We start from the raw sequence: 17,224 nt of genomic DNA, 5'->3' as shown, positions 1-17,224 counted from the left end.
ACGATCATCGGCACAACCCTGGTGAGGGGCCGCGCTCGCGGCCCCTCACCGCTGCCCGAGCGGGCCGCTCGGCTGTGGCGTACGCTCGGCGCCGCCTTCGTCCTGCTGGTCTTCGTCCCGCCGCTGCTGCTGCTGGTCTCCGGCTCCCTCACCGAGCCCGGCCTGCCGCCGTCGCCGACGCCGCAGCTGGTGCCCGACCCGCTCTCCACCACCGGCTACGAGCGCGCCGTCGACCTCGGCGGCCTGCTGCGCGCCTCGCTCAACTCGGTGCTCGTCGCCGTGCTGGCGGTGCCGCTGAGTGTGCTGGTCGCCGCCCTGGCCGGCTTCGCGTTGGCCCGGATCGCCCCACGCGCCACCACCGTCGTGGTGGCCGCCTCCCTCGTCGCGCTGATGGTGCCGGCGACCGCCCTGCTGGTGCCCCGCTTCGCGATCTTCCGGCTGCTCGGGCTGACCGACACCCTCGTACCCCTGATCGCCCCGGCGCTGCTGGGCACCTCGCCGCTCTACGTCCTGGTCTACTACCTGGCCTTCCGCGCGCTGCCGGCCGACCTGTACGACGCCTGCCTGGTGGAGGACCTGTCGCCGCTGCGGACCTGGTGGCGGGTCGCGTTGCCGCTGGTACGGCCGGTGACCGCCGGCCTCACCGCGCTGACCTTCGTGCTGACCTGGTCGAACTTCCTCGACCCGCTGATCTACGTCTACGACCGCGAGCTGTTCACCCTGCCGCTGGCGTTGCGGTCGCTGTCCCTGCTGGACCCGACCAACTTTCCCGTCTTCCTGGCCGGGGCGGTGATCGCCACGGTGCCCGCGCTCGTGGTCTTCGCGCTGGCGCAGCGGCGGTTCCTGCGCCACGACGACCGATCCGAGGGATGACCATCGTGCGAACCAGATCCCTGTCCGCCCTCGCGGTGAGCGCCCTGCTCGCCCTCACCGGCTGCGGCTCCGGCGGCGGCTCGGCCTCCGGCGACCCGGTCAGGCTGCTGGTGTTCGGCGCGCCGGAGGAGTTGGGCGCGTACCGCACCCTCGCCGAGGCGTACCAGCAGGCTCGGACCGGTGAGCGGATCCAGCTGATCGAGGCCAGTGACCGCAAGGACCTGCTGGCCCGGCTCGCCACCTCGGTCGCCGGCGGCGCACCGCCGGACCTGTTCCTGATGAACTACCGCTTCTACGGCCAGTTCGCGGCCAAGGGGGTGGTGGAGCCGCTCGACGAGCGGATCGCCGCCTCGTCGGTGCTCGACCCGGCCGACTACTACCCGGTGGCGATGGAGGCGTTCCGGTGGGGCGGTGCCCAGTTGTGCCTGCCACAGAACGTCTCCAGCCTCGCCGTCTACTACAACCGCACCCTGTTCACCAGGTACGGGGTGCCCGAGCCGACGGCCGGCTGGACCTGGAACGACCTCGTCTCCACCGCGACGCTGATGACCCGCGACGACCGCGGGCTGGTGATCAAGGGCACCGAGGCCGAGGGTGCCGCTCGGCTGCCGGCCGTGCACGGCCTCGGCGTGGAGCCCTCGATCATCCGGCTGGCCCCGCTGGTCTGGTCCAACGGCGGTGAGATCGTCGACGACCCCGACCGGCCGACCCGGCTCACCCTGGACAGCCCGGCCGCCCGGGAGGCGCTGCGGAACCTGATCGACCTGCGGCAGGCGTACGGGGTGGTGCCCAGCGACGCCGAGGTGGAGGCGGAGGACGACGAGTCACGTTTTCTCAACGGCCGGCTCGCCATGCTGATGACCTCCCGCCGGGCCACCACCAACTTCCGCACCATCACCGGCTTCGAGTGGGACGTCGCACCGCTGCCGGTCTACCGGCAGCCGGTCGGGGTGCTGCACTCCGACGCGTACTGCATGACCCGGGGGTCGCGGAACAAGGACGCCGCGTGGCGGTTCATGGAGTACGCGATGGGGGAGGAGGGACAGCGGATCATCGCCGCGACCGGGCGTACCGTGCCGTCGCACATGGGGGTGTCCCGCTCACCGGCGTTCCTGGATCCGGATCAGCCGCCCCGTAACTCGCAGGTCTTCCTCGACGCCATCCCCACCGTCCGGGCGCTGCCGACCGTCTCCACCTGGCCCGAGATCGAGGACCTCAGCTACGGCATCCTGGAGAACGCCGTGCACCGCGGCGACAAGATCGACGACGTGATCCGGGAGCTGGACGTCAAGAGCCGGCCGATGTTCGCCCGAGGGGAGAACGGGTGAGCGAGGGGCTCGTCCTCGACGGTGTCAGCGCCGCCTACCGCGACGCCACCGTGCTGCACGAGGTGGACCTCACCGTCGCCCGGGGTGAGCTGCTGGTGGTGCTCGGCCCCTCCGGTGCCGGCAAGTCGACGGTGCTGCGGGTGGTCGCCGGGCTGGAACCGGTCACCGCGGGTCGGGTCCGCATCGCCGACCGCGACGTCACCGCCGAACGGCCCGGCCGACGCAACGTGTCGATGGTCTTCCAGTCGTACGCCCTGTTCCCGCACCTGACCGTGGTCGAGAACATCGCCTTCGGGCTGGAGGTCCGCGACACCCCGCGCCGGGTGGCACGCGAACGGGCCCGGGCGGCGGCCGAGACGGTGGGCTGCGCCGGGCTGCTCGACCGCCGGCCCGGGCAGCTCTCCGGCGGGGAACGTCAACGGGTCGCCCTGGCCCGGGCACTGGTCCGCGAACCGGACGTGTTCCTGCTCGACGAGCCGCTGTCCAACCTGGACCTGGCGTTGCGCGCCGAGATGCGGACCGAGCTGCGGGCCCTGCACGACCGGCTCGGGGCGACGATGGTGCACGTCACCCACGACCAGACCGAGGCACTGGTGCTCGCCGACCGGATCGCGGTGCTGCGGGACGGGCGGGTCGAACAGGTGGGCACCCCGGACGAGATCTGGCGCACCCCGGCGAGCAGCTTCGTTGCCCGGTTCGTCGGCTCGCCGGCGATGAACCTGCTGCCGGCCGACGGCCCGCTGCGACCGCGCGGCGACGCGCCGACGCTTGGGGAGGAGCCGTTGGAGATCGGGTTCCGACCCGAGGCGGTCACCCTCGACGCGGCCGAGGGCACCCCGGCCACCGTCGACCGGGTCGAGGTGATCGGCGAGGACGCCTTCGCGTACCTGCGCCTCGCCGCCGGGCACCAGGTGGTCGCCCGGGTGCCGGCCGCCCGCCGGCCCGAGCGGGACGCGACCGTACGCCTCGACGTGCGCTGGGCCGACACGCACCTGTTCCACGCCGCCACCGGCCGCCGGTACCAGCCGTGAGCGCCGGCGACGCGGCGCCGGGGCGGCGAGCGGCCCGGCCGGACACCCGGGCACGGCGGCAGCTGGCGTTGATGCTGACGCCCTACCTGATCGGGCTGGTCGGGCTGGTCCTGGTGCCCGCCCTGGTCACGCTCGGCATGTCGGTCACCGACTACGACCTGCTGCGGCCGCCGACCTGGGCCGGACTGGACAACTTCGCCGCCCTGCTGGACGACCCGATCTTCCGCGTGGCGCTGCTCAACTCGGTGGTTTTCGCCCTCGTCGCCGTACCGCTGCGGGTGCTGCTGGCGCTGGGCCTGGCGTTGCTGCTGCACCGCCGGGCGGCCGGGGTCGGCACCGCCCGCACCGCCGCGCTGCTGCCCACCGCCGTACCCGAGATCGCGTACGGCCTGCTCTGGCTGTGGCTGTTCAACCCGTTGTACGGGCCGATCAACCAACTGCTGCGGGTCGGCGGGGAGAACGGGCTGACCGCCTTCGGGCGTACCCCGCCGCAGTGGTTGACCGACCCGACCAGCGCCCGCGCCGGGATCATCCTGATGAGCCTGTTCACCATGGGGGAGACCTTCGTGGTGCTGCTGGCCGCCCGGCGGGCGCTGCCCCGCGACGTGTACGAGATGGCCGCCATCGAGGACGCCACCGGCTGGGACGTCTTCCGCCGGATCACGCTGCCGCTGCTGGCGCCGGTGCTCGCCCTGCTGGCTGTCCGCGACGCGGTGGCCAGCCTGCACTTCACCTTCGTGCCGGCGTTCGTGGTCACCGACGGCGGCCCCCCGCCGTACGCCACCACCTACCTGTCGCTGTTCGTCTACCAGACCGGGTTCGAGTACCTGCGGTACGGTTACGCGGCGGCGGCGACCCTGGTGATGATGCTGCTGACCGTCGCCGCGGTGCTGGTGCAGTGGCGGCTCATCCGCCGCTACCGTCGCTTCTACCAGCTGTGACGACGGTGCCGGTCGACCGTGCTCCCGAGGGGGTACGGGCCCACCGCAGCAGCGCGGTGAAGGCCAGCGCGGCGGTCACCGCGCCACCGACGAGGCGCACCCGGTGCCCGGCGACGAACTCCTCCGCCACCTGGCGCAGGTACTGCGGCGAGTGGGTGCCGACCGGGTCGACGAACATGATCTCGTTGCGCGGCCAGAAGAAGACGACCGAGAACAGGAACTCACCCGCGACGAAGACCATCGTCGCGGCGGCCACCCACCACCGCAGCCGGCGATCACGCCAGGTGAGCACCGTGGTGGCGACGCCGAGCAGCACCACCGAGGCGCCCAGCGGCGGGAAGTAGTCGCTCGGGCCGCTGACCGTCAGGAAGTCTCGGGCGCGCTCCAGCGACGCCGGGGCGTCGTGGAAGATGTTCGGGTAGAGCATCACGGTCTCGGCCGCCACGCCGCCGAACGACATCATCGCCGCCCAGGTCAGCGCGACCAGCCCGAGCCAGGTCAATCTGCTGCGGGACACCGCTTCTCCTACCGTTTCGGCGCCCGTCCGGGCGCGCTCGGTCCGTTGCGGTGTGAACGGTAGGTCGGTGACGGTGAGCCATCTGCCGTCTGACGGCGCTGATGAGGATCGCCTCTCGACGTACGGCAGCCGCCGTCCGACCCGTCGGTGGGCGATGCCGCTGTCGCGTCGCGGCCCCCGCCGGGTCCTCGGGTTCTCCCATACCCTGCGGGGCGTCCGTCCCGGCGGTTCCCATGTATGCCCGCTGTCGACCTGACCCGTCCGCGCTGTCGCCGCCGATCCGGCTGTGCCGTCAGCTCGACAGGTTCGCCGGACCCACCACCCGCCCCCAGCCGCGCGCCGCGCCGACCGCGACGTCAGTGCGCGCCGAGGCGGGCGATCGGCTCGACCAGCTCGCGCTCCTCGTAGGACAGGTGGGACAGCAGCGTGTCGCTGAGCAGGTCCACCGCCGCCCGCAGGTCGGCCATCCCGTCCGGGGTGGCCACGAAGGCGACGAGCGCCCGGTCGACGCCCTCCAGCACGTCGTGGATGGCGTGGTGTTCCTCCTCGAGCCGGTCGATGACCGGTGCGAGTCGCGGGTCGGCCCGTCGCAGGTGCGGGAAGAGCGACCGGTCCTCGATCGTGTGGTGGGTGGTCACCACCCGGCAGTACGACTCGCAGTAGGTGCCCAACGTCCACTTGTTCTGCCGCATGGTCATCGTGTTGATGTGTGACCGGGCCGCGCCCACGTCGATCAGCCCGGCCGCGACCTGCTCGATCAGGTCGTGGATCTGGGCCAGCTCGGCCCGCAGACCGTCGTGCACGTCGATCAGGTGCTGTGCGCCGGCCTGGTCGTGCGCTGTGTAGGTGCGCTGCGGGTCCGGCGTCGGCCCGGCCGGTCGGGCCGCCTCGTCCCACACCCGCACCTCGCTGCGGCGTACGCTGTCGTCCGGCGTCGGCACCACGGCGAACGGAGCCGCGCCGACAGTGGTCGGACGTGCGGTCGGGCCGGCCGACGTGCTGCTGCGCGTGCCGCTGGTGGTGACGGCCCGGTCGGTCGCGGTGCGGGTCCGGTCGGTCGCGGTGTGGCCCTGCCCGGCCGGAACACCGGTCGGCGGGGCGGCGCGCTCGGCGGCGACAAGTTTCCGGGTGGCCGGTGCCACCTCGGCGGCGAACCGCCGTAGGTCGTCCGGATCGTCGCTGGCCAGGATGAACGTGCTGATTCCCTCGGTCAGCGCAAGGCCGGCGAGTTCCTCGGCCCACTGCTCGGCCGGACCGTTGAGCGGGCCGCTCCCGGTGGCCGCGAACCGTCCGTTGACGTTGAGCAGCCGGCGCACGTCGGTCGGGGAGCGCCCGGCGTCGGTGGCGGCCTCGTCGATGATGGCGTTGCCCCGGGCCAGGTCGCCGGGTTGCAGGTAGGCCAGGGAGGGCAGCCAGCCGTCGGCCCGCCGCCCGGTCAACGCCAGCATGCGCGGCTTGTACGCGCCGAGCCAGATGCCGATGTCGTGGGCGGGGGCGGGCCCGCGTTTGGCGCCGACCGCCCGGTGGAACTCGCCGTCGACGCGGACTCCGCCGCGGGCGTCGACGTCCCAGATCTGGCGGATGATCTCGATCGCCTCCGCCAGGGCACGCACCCCTTCCCCGGGCGAGAGGCGTCGGCCACCCATCGCCTCGATCGCGTCCCAGAACGCGCCGGCACCGAGCCCGAGTTCCATCCGGCCGGCGGCGAGCAGGTCGAGGCTGGCCACGCTCCGGGCGAGCACGGCGGGCGGGCGCAGCGGCAGGTTCGTGACGTTGGCGGACAGCCGTACCCGTTCGGTGCGGGCGGCGACGAAACTGAGCAGTGTCCAGGTGTCCAGGAACGCCGGCTGGTAGGGGTGGTCCTGGAACGTCACCAGGTCGAGCCCGACCTGCTCGGAGAGCATGGCCAGGCCGACCGGCCGCATCGGGTCGGCGTTGCCGGGCGTGAGAAACGACCCGAAGGTCAGTGGGTGCCCGTAGTCGCTCATCTCGGCCGTCCTCCCGATCCCGCGGCGCCGCTCGCCGCAGGAAAAATGTTATGTCGTACAGAACATCATCGCACAAGAAAATATGTGACCTACGCTATCGTGGAGTGATGAGCGGTGCCCGGGCCAGCGACCCGATCAACGACGACCTCGGTTGGATGCTCGGCGTCGTCTTCCGCGCCTACGTCCGCGCCGCCGACCACGCGGTCGGTGACCTGCCCGGCGGACCGCGCGGATACCAGGTGCTCACCTCGGCCGACCGGGAACCGGCCCGCAACCAGGGCGCGATCGCCGAGGAACTGGGCATCGACCGCACCGTCCTGACGTACCTGATCGACGACCTGGAGCAGGGCGGGCTGGTGGTCCGCCGACCCGACCCGGCGGACCGGCGCAGCCGCCTGGTCACCCTCACCGAGACCGGGCGGGCGGCCGCGCGGCACCGGCGCGAAGCCCTCGGCGCGGTCGAGTCGCGGCTGCTGCGGGAGTTGTCGCCGGAGCAGGCCGGCACCCTGCGGGCTCTGCTGCGCCGGGTGGCCTGCGCGGCGCAGGCGGTCGACCCGCTCACCGACCTGTGCCAGGCGGTCGAGGCGGCGGCGGAGCGGCCGCCCACCGGACGCGCCGCACGGCGGCGTCCGACCCGGACCTGACGCAGCACGTCACCGGCGCGTCGGCCGGCGACAGCACGACCTGCGCCGAGCGGGAGGCACCCGGCGGCGGACTCCGCGGCGTACCGTCCCGGGATGCGGATCACGAAGTACACGCACTCCTGCGTCCGGCTCGAACACGACGGCGTCGTGCTGGTCATCGACCCGGGCACCTGGAGCGAACCGCGGGCACTGGTCGGCGCGGACGCGGTTCTGGTCAGCCACGAGCACACCGACCACATCGACGTGCTCCGGCTCGCCGGCCTCGGCGTACCGGTCTTCGCGCCGGAGGGCGCCGCCCTGCCGGACCTGGCGCCGCTACCGGTGACCCGGGTGCGGGCGGGGCAGCGGTTCACCGCCGCCGGTCTCGAGGTCACCGCGTTCGGTGGGCGGCACGCCACCATCCACGGAGGGCAGCCCGACTGCCCGAACCTCGGCTACCTCGTGGCCGACGCGGTCTATCACCCGGGCGACTCGCTGGCTCCGCCGGACCGGCCGGTGCGGACCCTGCTGGTGCCGGCGCAGGCGTCCTGGCTGAAGCTGACCGAGGCGATCGACTTCGCGGTCGAGGTCGCTGCGCCCGAGGTCCTGCCGATCCACGACGCCCAGCTCAACGCGCGTGGCCTGGCCAGCGTCAACGGCTGGTTCGGCGAGACCGTGCCGGGCTACCGCTATCTCGCGCCGGGCGAGAGCCGCTGACCCGGGCGGACCGAGATCCGCAGACGGCCGCCCCGTGCCGGCCGTCTGCGGACCTACCCGCGCCGCCGGCCGCCGCCTGAACTCGGCTCGACCGCGCGGCCTCGGCACCGGCCCTACGCCTCGAACCGAGGCTCGGACGGGGCCAGCACGCTGGTGTGTGCCGAGACGCCCCAGCCGTGCCGCAACCCGGCGGCGAGCGCGTCGAGCATCGCCGGCACGTCGCGGTCCGCCGCCTGGTGCATCGCCTCGACCACCACCAGCACGGTGCGGGTGTCGTCACGTACCGCCGACCACCCGCTCTGCCGATTGGTCCACCGTCGCGCGTGTGCCCGGCCGGCCGAATCCGTGAAGATCACCTCACCGGGCTCGGGGTGCTCCTCGACCCCGCCGAAGGTCAGGTAGCGTTCGTCGCCCCGGGCCTGCCGTACCTCGATGCCGCCACCACACCGGTCGACGTCGAAGATCCCCACCGGCACGGCGTACGCGGCCGAGACGGCGTTGCCGAGATCCACGAGCGGGTGCACCCTCGGCAGGTCACCTGAGGTGCGCAGCCGCCGCAGCAGTGACTCCGCCGCGCACCGGTACCTCGTCGGAGCCAGGCCCATCCGCGCGAACGTCCGTCGCCACGCCTGGATCTCCGGGAACGCCGCCTCGGTGGTCCCGTCGAGCCTGCGGCGGGCCATACCGACCAACTCGGCCAGCGGCAGGTCGGCACCGGGGTTCCCGGCGACGCCCTCGGCGTACAGCACACCGGCGACGAGCGTGGGGTGCTGCGCCCACAGCTGTGGTGAGTGCTGGAAGAACATCTCCGGCTCCTCGTCCGCTCACGCCTCGGCGCGGGCCAGCAGCAGCCCGAGCCCCAGGAACGACCCGGCGAAGCACCGGCGCAGCCAGTCGGCCACCCGGGGGCGGTCGAGCACCCGCCGGCGTACCGCGGCGGCGCAGAGTCCGTAGCCGACGAAGACCACGAGCGTCGTGGCCGTGAAGACCGCCCCCAGGCCGAGCATCCGGGCCAGCGCACCCGGACTGCCGGGCTGGACGAACTGGGGCAGGAACGCCACGAAGAAGATCGTCAGCTTCGGGTTGAGCAGGTTCATCGCCACCGCCGAGCCGATGATTCGGCTGGCCGGCCGGGCGGGGCCGCTGCCGTCGACGGTGAAGGCGCCCCGTTCGCGTACCGTCGCCACCGCCAGCCAGAGCAGGTAGCCCACGCCCAGGTACTTGACCAGGTCGAAGGCGAGCGCACTGGAGTGCAGCAACGCGGCGAGCCCGGTCACCGCCGCCACCAGGTGCGGCAGGGTGGCCAACGTGCCGCTCAGGGCGGCGAGCAGGGCGGCCCGGTGCCCACCAGTCAAGCCGGCGGAGAGGGTGAACAGCACCCCGGCCGCCGGGGTCGCGACCACCATGATCGTGGTCAGCAGGAATGCGACGGTCACGTGAACTGCTCCTTGGTCGGCTATGGTTCACCACCACCCTGCCGCCGACAATGGTCCGATGAGCAGTGCCAAAACCGTACCCGCCGACAGGTCCATAACGGCCGGCGGTGACGCTGGCCGGACGTCACCTCCGGTGCCGGAACCGAGCTTGAACGCCGGGGCGGACTTTTTGCACCTGGACGTCGGCCAGGCACCGCCGGGTGGCCGGGCCACCTGGCTGGCCGACCGGCTACGCCGGGCGATCGCCGACGGAGTGGTTCCCATCGGATCCCGGCTGCCGGCCAGCCGGACCCTCGCGGCGGACCTGGGGGTGTCCCGGGGCGTGGTGGTCGAGGCGTACCAGCGTCTGATGGAGGACGGGCACGTCGCCGGCCGGGGCCGCGCCGGCACCGTGGTCGTGGCCAGCGCCCTCACGGTGACGACCACGGCCGCCGCGCCGCGGGCCGCCGCGCCGCCGGCCCGGGAGGCCGATCCGGCAGCCGTGTTCCGGTCCGCACCGGGCACCGACGTCTTCGACACGGTACGCACCATCCCGGCCCGCATCGACCTCACGCCCGGCGTACCCGACCTGGCGGCGTTTCCCCGGGCGGCGTGGATGCGTGCCGAGAAGGCGGTGCTCGGCCGGCTGGTCGCCGCCGACCTCGGCTACGGTGACCCGTGCGGGACGCCGGCCCTGCGCCGGGCCGTCGCCGGATGGCTCGCCCGCAGCCGGGGCATCGGCGTCGACCCGGCCGAGGTCATCATCACCACCGGCGTCTCACAGGCGCTCGGCCTGCTGGCCCAGGCGCTGCGCGCCGACGGCGTGAGCACCGTCGGTGTGGAGGACCCCGGCTCGCTCGGTGTCCGTCAGCACCTCGACAACTGGCGGCTGACCACCGTGCCGATCCCGGTGGACGCCGCCGGGGTGCGGGTGGACGAGCTGGCAGCCAGCGGCGTGCCGGCGGTGATGCTCACCCCGGCGCACCAGTTCCCGACCGGCGCGGTGCTCGACGGTGAACGGCGCCGCCAGCTCGCCGCCTGGACCCGGACGGGTGGCCTGGTCATCGAGGACGACTACGACGCCGAGCACCGCTACGACCGTCCGCCGGTGCCCGCGCTGCGGGCCACCCTGCCCGAGCGGGTGTGCTACGCCGGCAGCGTGTCGAAGCTGCTCGCCCCGGCGTTGCGGATCGGCTGGCTGCTGGTGCCCCGTCGATACCGGGACGCGGTGGTGGCGGCCAAACGCAACGCCGACCTGGGAAACGCCGTCCTGCCCCAACTCGTGCTCGCCGAGCTGATCACCTCCGGAGCGTTCGAACGGCAACTGCGGCTGCTGCGCCAACGCCACGTACGCCGGCGGGACGCGATGACCGCCGCCCTGGCCCGTCACCTGCCGGAGGCCACCGTGCACGGCGCGGCGGCCGGGCTGCACCTGATGGTCACCCTCGACGGCGATGTGGTCGACACGGAACTCGCCGCTGCGGCGCTGGCGCGTGGGGTGAAGGTGCAGCCGCTGTCCTGGCACTGCCTGCGGCCCAACCGCCCCGGCCTGGTGCTCGGCTACGCGGCCAACACCGCGTCGGCCATCGACGCGGGAATCGCGACCGTCGCCGCCGTGCGGCGGGGGTAGCCGCCGTCGTCACCCCGGGCGCGGCTCGGCCGAGCGCTCACCGCCCAGCCGGGCGTCGGCGGCCCGCTGACCATCGTCGTCCCCGGCCACCTCGCAGATGGCCGCCGCGTCCGCCCAGTGCCCACGGGCCTCTTCGTCGTCGCCGAGCGCCGCCGCCGCGTCGCCCAGATGCAACAGCGTCCGGCCCAGTCCGGCGTCCGGGCGGCCACCCTCGCGCAACCGCCAGCTCTCGGCCAACAGCTCGTACGCCTGACGGGCCTGCCCCGGTGTCACGCCGAGCAGTGCCACGCCCGCGTTGAGCAGCGCCACCGCCCGGTTGCTCGGGTCACCGAGCGACTCGTACTCGCGCAGCGCGGCCCGCCACGCCTGCGCCGCGTCGAGGTGCTCGCCCATCGCCGAGTGGACCAGCACCAGATTCGTCAACGCCGCCGCGTAGCCACGGGCGTCGCCGAGCGAACGGAACGAGTTCGCCGCCCGAACCAGCAGGTCGTGCGCGGTGTCCAGCTCGTACCGCGCGAGCTTCGCCGCACCCAGCCCGAGATCGCTGAGCGCCTGGCCGGCGCGGTCGGCGCCGGACCGGTGCCGCCGCGACAGCTCCAGGTGCTCCACCGCCTCGTCGGTGCGACCGAGGTCGAGCAGGGCCAGCCCGAGATTCATCCGCGCCTGGGCGGTGCCCCGGCGACCCTGCCCGGCGACCGCCAGGCTGAGCGCGGCCACCGCGCCGTACGGGTCGTGCCGGCGACGACGCAGCACGCCCAACTCGTTGTGGGCCCAACCGGCGATCTCCGGCCGGTCCTGGGCGGTGGGGTTGGCCAGCACCGTGCGGCAGACGTTCTCCCATTCGTCGAGCCGCTCGGTGTGGGCGAGCCAGCCGCACAGCGCCACGGCCAGCCGGAACCACCAGTTCCGCACCCGACGCGGCAGCGTCTCCACCGCGCCGGCCGGCACCTGCACCACCGCCAGCAGCAGCTCCTGGTGCAGGTCCAGCCAGCCGTACGGATCGTCGTCGGGCAGTCGCTGGTCACGGTCCAGGGCACCGGCCGCCAGGGCGGCCACCTGCTGTTCGGCCCGGCGGGCCAGATGCCGGGTCAGTCGCGCCTGCACGGTGACCCGCCGGCGCACCGGCTCGGTGTCCCGCAGGTGCATCCGGGCGTACCCGGCGAGCAGCGGACGAACCTCGTACCGGTCACCGGGCGCGCCGACGACGAAGGCGCCGTCGGCCAGCTCGTCCAGCAGGGCGGCAACCTGGGCGGGCCGGCGTCCGGCGAGCGCGGCGATGGTCGCCCGGTCCAGTGGCACCCGGCTCAGCGACAGCAACCGCCACAGCCGGCGCGCCTCGTCGGTGAGCGCGTGGTACGCCGTGTCGCGGGCGGTGACCAGCCCCGTCACCGGTGACACGCCCACCCGCTGGTGCGGCGGTGTGTCGGCGGCGCGGTGCAGCGCGTGCAGCACGTCGGCGGGCCGCCAGCCGTGCTGCGCGCTGCGTCGTCCCAGCTCGGTCACCGTGCGCGGCTGCCGTCCGCACAACTCGACGATGGCCCGTACCGCCGGGTCGGTGCGCGGGTCCGGGCGGTGCGGGCGCGCCACCGCGGTGGCCGCCCCGGCGTCGGCGAACATCTCCACCGCGTCGTCGACATCCGGCTCGGCCAGCCAGTACGCCACCACGCCGTCGACCGCGGCGAGCCGACCGGTGCCGGCCAGCAGCAACCGGCAGTCCCGGGCGGTGGGCGGCAGCAGCGGCCGGACCTGCGCCGGTGCGTCCACGTTGTCGAGCACCAGCAGCACCTTGCGACCATCCAACTGGCCGCGCAGCTCGTCGGCGGCGTCGGCGAGATCGTCCGGTCGGCCGGACCGCGGCGCCCGGGTGCCGACGATGCGGGCCAGGGCGGCCAGCACCTCCCGGGGTGAGCCGGCCCGGCCACCCCGGCGCAGGTCGAGGTAGTACTGCCCGTCGGGGAAGTCCGCCCGGCTCAGGTTCGCCGCCTGGATCGCGCACCAGGACGTACCGACGGCACGCCGGCCCACCACCGCCACCGCGTGTTCCGGGGCGAGCATGGCCACCACCGCCTCCGCCTGCCCCCGCCGACCGGTGTACCCGGCCGGCCAGGGCAACGTCGGTGCGCTGCTACCCGACCGCGCCTCGGCCTCCGCAGCGGCCAGCAGGTGCTCGCGTTGCCGCCGCCGCCACTCCACCAGAAACGACGCGGCCACCCCGAGCGCGGCCAGGGCCAGGCTCGCCGAGCCGAGGACGGTCAACGACCACTCGGAGACCAGGTTGCCGGTGACGTTGCCGAGGACCGCACTGATCCCGGCACCGACCACCCCACCGGCGGCCAGCAGCACGCTGAACAGGCGTGACCGCCGGTCGGCCCGCCGTGGTGGCGGCCCGGTCACCGCACACCCCCGGCGACCAGACCGGCGACGACCTGCCGGCGCGCGAGCACGAAAACCAGCACCGGCAGGATCGAGGCGAGTACGCAGCCAGCGGCGAGCGGGCCGCTGCCGGCCACGAAACCACGGGTCTGCGCGGCGAGGAACAACCCGAGGGGTGCGGCGTCCGGCCCGCTGAACAGCAGACCCACCACCAGGTCGTTCCACACCTGCACGAACTCCAGCACGGCCACCGCCACCAGGGCGGTGCGGTTGTGCCGGGCCAGTCGGCGCAACGTGCCCCACCAGTGCCGCCCGCCGATCCGAGCGCCACGGACCTGGTCGGCGGGCAGGTCGGCGAAGGCGTTGCGCAGCACCAGCACGGCGAACGGGACCCCCAGCGCGATGTGCACCAGGGCCACCCCCCGGGCCGTGCCGGAGGACAGCGCCAACCCGAGCACCTCGTTGAGCGGCCCGGCGATCACCTGCACGGGGACCACCACCGCGGCCATCAGCACCAGGCCGGTGACCTGGGCGGCCGGCCCGGTCAACCAGGCCAGCGGGTACGCGGCCAGCAGCGCGACCCCCAGCACTGCGGCGGTGACGACGGTGGCCAGGACCAGCGTGAAGCCGAGGCTGCGCCACAGCTCGGCACCGCCGAGCACCGCCCGGTAGGAGTCCAGCCCCGGCGGGCCGGACCACCAGCCGCCGGTGGCCGCCCGTACCGGGCTCTGCGACGAGGTGGCCACCAGCACCCCCAGCGGCAACAGCCACGCGATCGCCGCACCGGCGGCGAGCAGCCGGACCAGTCGGCGCGGTGGCGGCGCGGTCACGGCGCTGCCCGCCGGCTGCTGCGGCGGCGGCCACGCCTGCCGGACGAACAGGGCCACCACCAGCATGCCGGCGGTCACCGCGACCAGCCAGACGACCCCCAGGGCGGCGCCCTCGCCGGTGGTCGTCGCACCGGAGGTCTGCCAGATCCGCAGCGACAGCACCGCCGCCTCGTCGCGCGCCGAACCCGGCGTCATCACCAGGATCAGGTCGAACGTCCGGCTGGTGCCGACCGCGACCAGGGCGAAGACCACCGCGACGGTACGCAGCAGCAGCGGTCGCCACTGCGCGTCCCAGAGCACGTCGCGGCGGCTGCCACCGAAGGCTCGGACCGCGTCCGCCAGCCCGGTCGGCACCGCGTCGAGGGCGGCCCGGAACACCAGCATCGCCAGCCCGACCCAGGCCCACACGAACGCCGACATCACCGCCACGGTGACCAGGTCCGGTCCGAGCAGCTGCGGCAGCTGCTCCGGGTTCCGTCCGGTCGCCCAGGTCAGCAACCGGGTGGCCAGCCCCCGTTCCGGGTCGGGGTCGTAGAGCAGCCGAAAGGTCATGCCGGTGACCACGAGCGGCAACGCGGTCGGCACCACCAGGATGAGCCGGACCAGCCAACCCTCCTGGGAACGCCGGGAGGCCGCGGCGAGCAGATAGCCCAGGAGCGTGACCACCGTCGGCACCAGCAGCGCCCACAGCAGGGTCCGCCCGATCACGGCCACGGTGCCGGGAGCGGCGAGGGCTGCCCGATAGTGTTCGACACCCACCCAGCGGCCCTCGGTGGTGACGCTGGCGTGCACGGTGCGCAGCACCGGCCAGGCCAGCAGGCCGCCGAGCAGCAGCACCGCCGGTGTCAGCAGCGCCCAACCGACGCCCGCCGCCGGGTAGGCGCGGCCACGTCGGGGTGGCCCGACATCGTCGAGCACCGCCAGTCCACCCAGCAACGGGCCCCGGCTCACCTGCCGCCCCCCGCCACCCGGGCCGCCTCGGCGAGCTGCCCGGTGGCCCGGCTCACCGCCTTCCGGGCCGGCACCCCGTCGGTCACGTCCATGAAGAAGTCCTGCATGATCCGCCAGATCCCCACCCCGTCGGTGCCGGTGAAGGTGCCGGGCAACTGGTCGGAGAGGTCGAACTGCACGGCGTCGGCGGCACGCAGCTCACCGGCGAGGCGTCGACGCAACGGGTCGCGGTAACTGTCCACCGGCACGGCGAGGTTGGGGGAGAGATAACCTCCCGCGTCGAGCCACGGCAGGAAGGCCACCGCGTCGCTGAGCCAGCGCACCAGCTCCGCACCGCCGTCGGAACCGGCGAACGCCACCGCCGCGTCACCGCCGACGATCAGCGGTTGATCGGCCACCCGGGCGCCGGGGAAGCGGAAGGTGGCCAGCGGTTCGTCGCCCTGGCGGAACCGGGCGACCACCGCGTCGACGAAGTCGGCCTCGAACACCATGACCGCCTCACGGTGGTGCACCACCTGGATGATCGACTCTTCGAACTGGGTGAGCAGGGCCCGCCGTCCTCCGCCCGGAAAGGCCCCCGCGACACTCCACAACTCGGCGAGCCGGTCCAGCGCGTACGCCACCGGCCGGCCGCGCCAGTCGGCCTCACCACGGGCCAACGCCTCGTACTGGTCCACGCCGGCGACGGCGGCGAGCACGTTCTCGAACCAGTCGGTGAGCACCCAGCCGTCGGCGGCACCGATGGCCAGCGGGGCCGGACCGGCACCCGCCCGGTGCCGTTGCCCGAGCTGACGGGTCAGGGTGACCAGCGCGTCCCAGGACCTCGGCGGTTCGGCCAGCATCGACGGAAAGTGCCAGCACAGCGATTTGTGCGCCGCCTTGACCCAGACGCCGTAGCGGCGTCCGTCGACGCTGAGCAGGTCGCCCATGCCGGCCGGGGCGGCATAGCTGGCCGCCGGACTCACCTCGCCGAGCCAGCCCCGGCGGGCGTACTCGACCACCAGACCTGGGCGGGGCAGGATCGCCACGTCGGGACTGGTGCCGGCGGCGCGGCGCGCGGTCAGGAACGCGTCGATGTCGTTGCCCACGCCGACCACCTGCACGGTCGCCGGGTAGCCGGCGACCACCTCGCGGAACCGGGCCAGCTCGCCGCCGGCCCAGACGACCGCCACCTGCACCGACCGGCGCCCCCGCCCGCAACCCCCGGTCGCGGCGGCCGTGGCCGCCGCGGCGGCACCCAGCAGCGTACGGCGGCGCAACCCGAGCCCGGTCATGACCGCACCGCCGGACGGGCCGGACCGGGCGGGCTGTCGTCACCGACCGGCACCCGGGTGCGCACGCCGGCCAGCACCTCCTCGTCGGCCGAGCAGAGCAGCACCGTCACGCCCGGGTCGTCCGGTGGGGCCGCCCGGTCGAGCAGGTCCGGCAGGCGCACCCCGTCGATCGGGGTCGGCAGGTCGACCACCAGCACCTCGGGCAGACAGGCCATGGCCCGGGCGAGCGCGACCCGGAACCGTTGCGCCTCGGACAGCAGGTGCGGGCGAAGTCCCAGGGTCGGGGCGAGTTCGAGCCGGTCGACCAGGAGGGCCGCCCAACTCTCGGCGACCTCGCGCACCCACCGGCGACGGCGCTGACCGTAGGAGATGTTGCGCCCGACCGTGAGGTGGGGCAGCAGAGCCCCGCCGGCCGGCACGTACCCGATGCGGCGGCGCAACGGAGGCAGGTCGGTGACGTCGCGACCGCCGACCAGGATCCGCCCGGTGACCGGTGCGGCCAGCCCGGCCACCACCCGCGCCACGGCGGTGGCCGGCCGGGGCGGGGCGACCACGGCAGCCGTCGCGCCGACGGCCACCTCGACGTCGAGCGGCGACATGTCCGGCACGGCAACCAGGTCGAGCGTGCGTAACGTGACCATCACCTCCGGCGGCCTCATCCTCATCCCAGCCTGTCACAGGGAAACCACGCTCAGTGCCCGGCCCGCCGTCCATCATGGTCCTGGACACCGCC

General features: G+C 74.0%; 15 protein-coding genes. 7 read left to right on the top strand and 8 right to left on the bottom strand.

What is annotated here, in order from left to right; all coding sequences use genetic code 11:
• The first annotated feature begins 21 nt into the window (after positions 1 to 21).
• The 4 genes from O3597_RS10305 to O3597_RS10290 all read left to right on the top strand — a co-directional run bounded on the left by O3597_RS10305 (position 22) and on the right by O3597_RS10290 (position 4,173).
• A complete protein-coding gene (locus O3597_RS10305) occupies positions 22 to 873 on the top strand; it encodes a carbohydrate ABC transporter permease (protein ID WP_164446831.1) in 852 nt (283 codons plus the stop codon).
• 2 nt (positions 874 to 875) lie between these two features.
• The gene (locus tag O3597_RS10300; RefSeq protein ID WP_281604513.1) at positions 876 to 2,201 is read left to right on the top strand and encodes a sugar ABC transporter substrate-binding protein; all 1,326 of its coding nucleotides are present in this window, start codon (positions 876 to 878) and stop codon (positions 2,199 to 2,201) included.
• Positions 2,198 to 3,232 carry an ABC transporter ATP-binding protein gene (locus O3597_RS10295; protein ID WP_281603976.1) on the top strand — a complete coding sequence of 345 codons (1,035 nt, stop codon included), beginning with the start codon at positions 2,198 to 2,200 and terminating at the stop codon, positions 3,230 to 3,232. The genes O3597_RS10300 and O3597_RS10295 overlap by 4 nt, the downstream gene beginning before the upstream one ends.
• A 71-nt stretch (positions 3,233 to 3,303) precedes the next feature.
• The gene (locus tag O3597_RS10290; protein ID WP_281604512.1) at positions 3,304 to 4,173 is read left to right on the top strand and encodes a sugar ABC transporter permease; all 870 of its coding nucleotides are present in this window, start codon (positions 3,304 to 3,306) and stop codon (positions 4,171 to 4,173) included.
• Here the strand turns inward: O3597_RS10290 and O3597_RS10285 are convergent.
• Complete coding sequence (locus O3597_RS10285) at positions 4,139 to 4,690, bottom strand: DUF1772 domain-containing protein (protein ID WP_281603975.1); 552 nt, start codon at positions 4,688 to 4,690, stop codon at positions 4,139 to 4,141. The two genes, O3597_RS10290 and O3597_RS10285, sit on opposite strands and share 35 nt — an antisense overlap.
• A gap of 356 nt (positions 4,691 to 5,046) precedes the next feature.
• A complete protein-coding gene (locus O3597_RS10280) occupies positions 5,047 to 6,678 on the bottom strand; it encodes an LLM class flavin-dependent oxidoreductase (protein ID WP_281603974.1) in 1,632 nt (543 codons plus the stop codon).
• A gap of 107 nt (positions 6,679 to 6,785) precedes the next feature.
• Here O3597_RS10280 and O3597_RS10275 point away from each other — a divergent pair, with 107 nt between their 5' ends.
• A complete protein-coding gene (locus O3597_RS10275) occupies positions 6,786 to 7,322 on the top strand; it encodes a MarR family transcriptional regulator (protein WP_281603973.1) in 537 nt (178 codons plus the stop codon).
• Positions 7,323 to 7,415: 93 nt separating this feature from the next.
• A complete protein-coding gene (locus O3597_RS10270) occupies positions 7,416 to 8,018 on the top strand; it encodes an MBL fold metallo-hydrolase (RefSeq protein WP_164446828.1) in 603 nt (200 codons plus the stop codon).
• Positions 8,019 to 8,131: 113 nt separating this feature from the next.
• Here O3597_RS10270 and O3597_RS10265 read toward each other — a convergent pair whose 3' ends face one another.
• Together O3597_RS10265 and O3597_RS10260 are read right to left on the bottom strand one after the other, a co-directional pair.
• The gene (locus O3597_RS10265) at positions 8,132 to 8,824 is read right to left on the bottom strand and encodes a phenylalanine--tRNA ligase beta subunit-related protein (protein ID WP_281603972.1); all 693 of its coding nucleotides are present in this window, start codon (positions 8,822 to 8,824) and stop codon (positions 8,132 to 8,134) included.
• Positions 8,825 to 8,842: 18 nt separating this feature from the next.
• A complete protein-coding gene (locus O3597_RS10260) occupies positions 8,843 to 9,454 on the bottom strand; it encodes a LysE family translocator (RefSeq protein WP_281603971.1) in 612 nt (203 codons plus the stop codon).
• Positions 9,455 to 9,587: 133 nt separating this feature from the next.
• Here O3597_RS10260 and O3597_RS10255 point away from each other — a divergent pair, with 133 nt between their 5' ends.
• A complete protein-coding gene (locus tag O3597_RS10255; RefSeq protein WP_281603970.1) occupies positions 9,588 to 11,063 on the top strand; it encodes a PLP-dependent aminotransferase family protein in 1,476 nt (491 codons plus the stop codon).
• A 9-nt stretch (positions 11,064 to 11,072) separates the two neighbouring features.
• Here O3597_RS10255 and O3597_RS10250 read toward each other — a convergent pair whose 3' ends face one another.
• Genes O3597_RS10250 through O3597_RS10235 form a run of 4 tightly spaced genes read right to left on the bottom strand, consistent with a single transcriptional unit; the run spans position 11,073 to position 17,150 of the window.
• Entirely contained in the window at positions 11,073 to 13,457 is a 2,385-nt protein-coding gene (locus O3597_RS10250; RefSeq protein WP_281603969.1) for a tetratricopeptide repeat protein, read from the bottom strand.
• A complete protein-coding gene (locus tag O3597_RS10245) occupies positions 13,454 to 15,217 on the bottom strand; it encodes an ABC transporter permease subunit (RefSeq protein ID WP_281603968.1) in 1,764 nt (587 codons plus the stop codon). The genes O3597_RS10250 and O3597_RS10245 overlap by 4 nt, the downstream gene beginning before the upstream one ends.
• Positions 15,214 to 16,491 (bottom strand): extracellular solute-binding protein, encoded by a 1,278-nt coding sequence (locus O3597_RS10240; protein ID WP_281603967.1) that lies wholly within the window; start codon positions 16,489 to 16,491, stop codon positions 15,214 to 15,216. Before O3597_RS10240 ends, O3597_RS10245 begins: the two co-directional genes overlap by 4 nt.
• On the bottom strand, positions 16,488 to 17,150 hold the full coding sequence (locus O3597_RS10235) for an ATP-binding cassette domain-containing protein (protein WP_164446819.1): 663 nt from the start codon (positions 17,148 to 17,150) through the stop codon (positions 16,488 to 16,490). Before O3597_RS10235 ends, O3597_RS10240 begins: the two co-directional genes overlap by 4 nt.
• Positions 17,151 to 17,224 lie beyond the last annotated feature (74 nt).

The sequence above is a fragment of the Verrucosispora sp. WMMA2044 genome (assembly GCF_027497155.1).
Taxonomy (GTDB): Bacteria; Actinomycetota; Actinomycetes; order Mycobacteriales; family Micromonosporaceae; genus Micromonospora; species Micromonospora palythoicola.
This window is presented reverse-complemented; position numbering and strand designations above follow the sequence as displayed.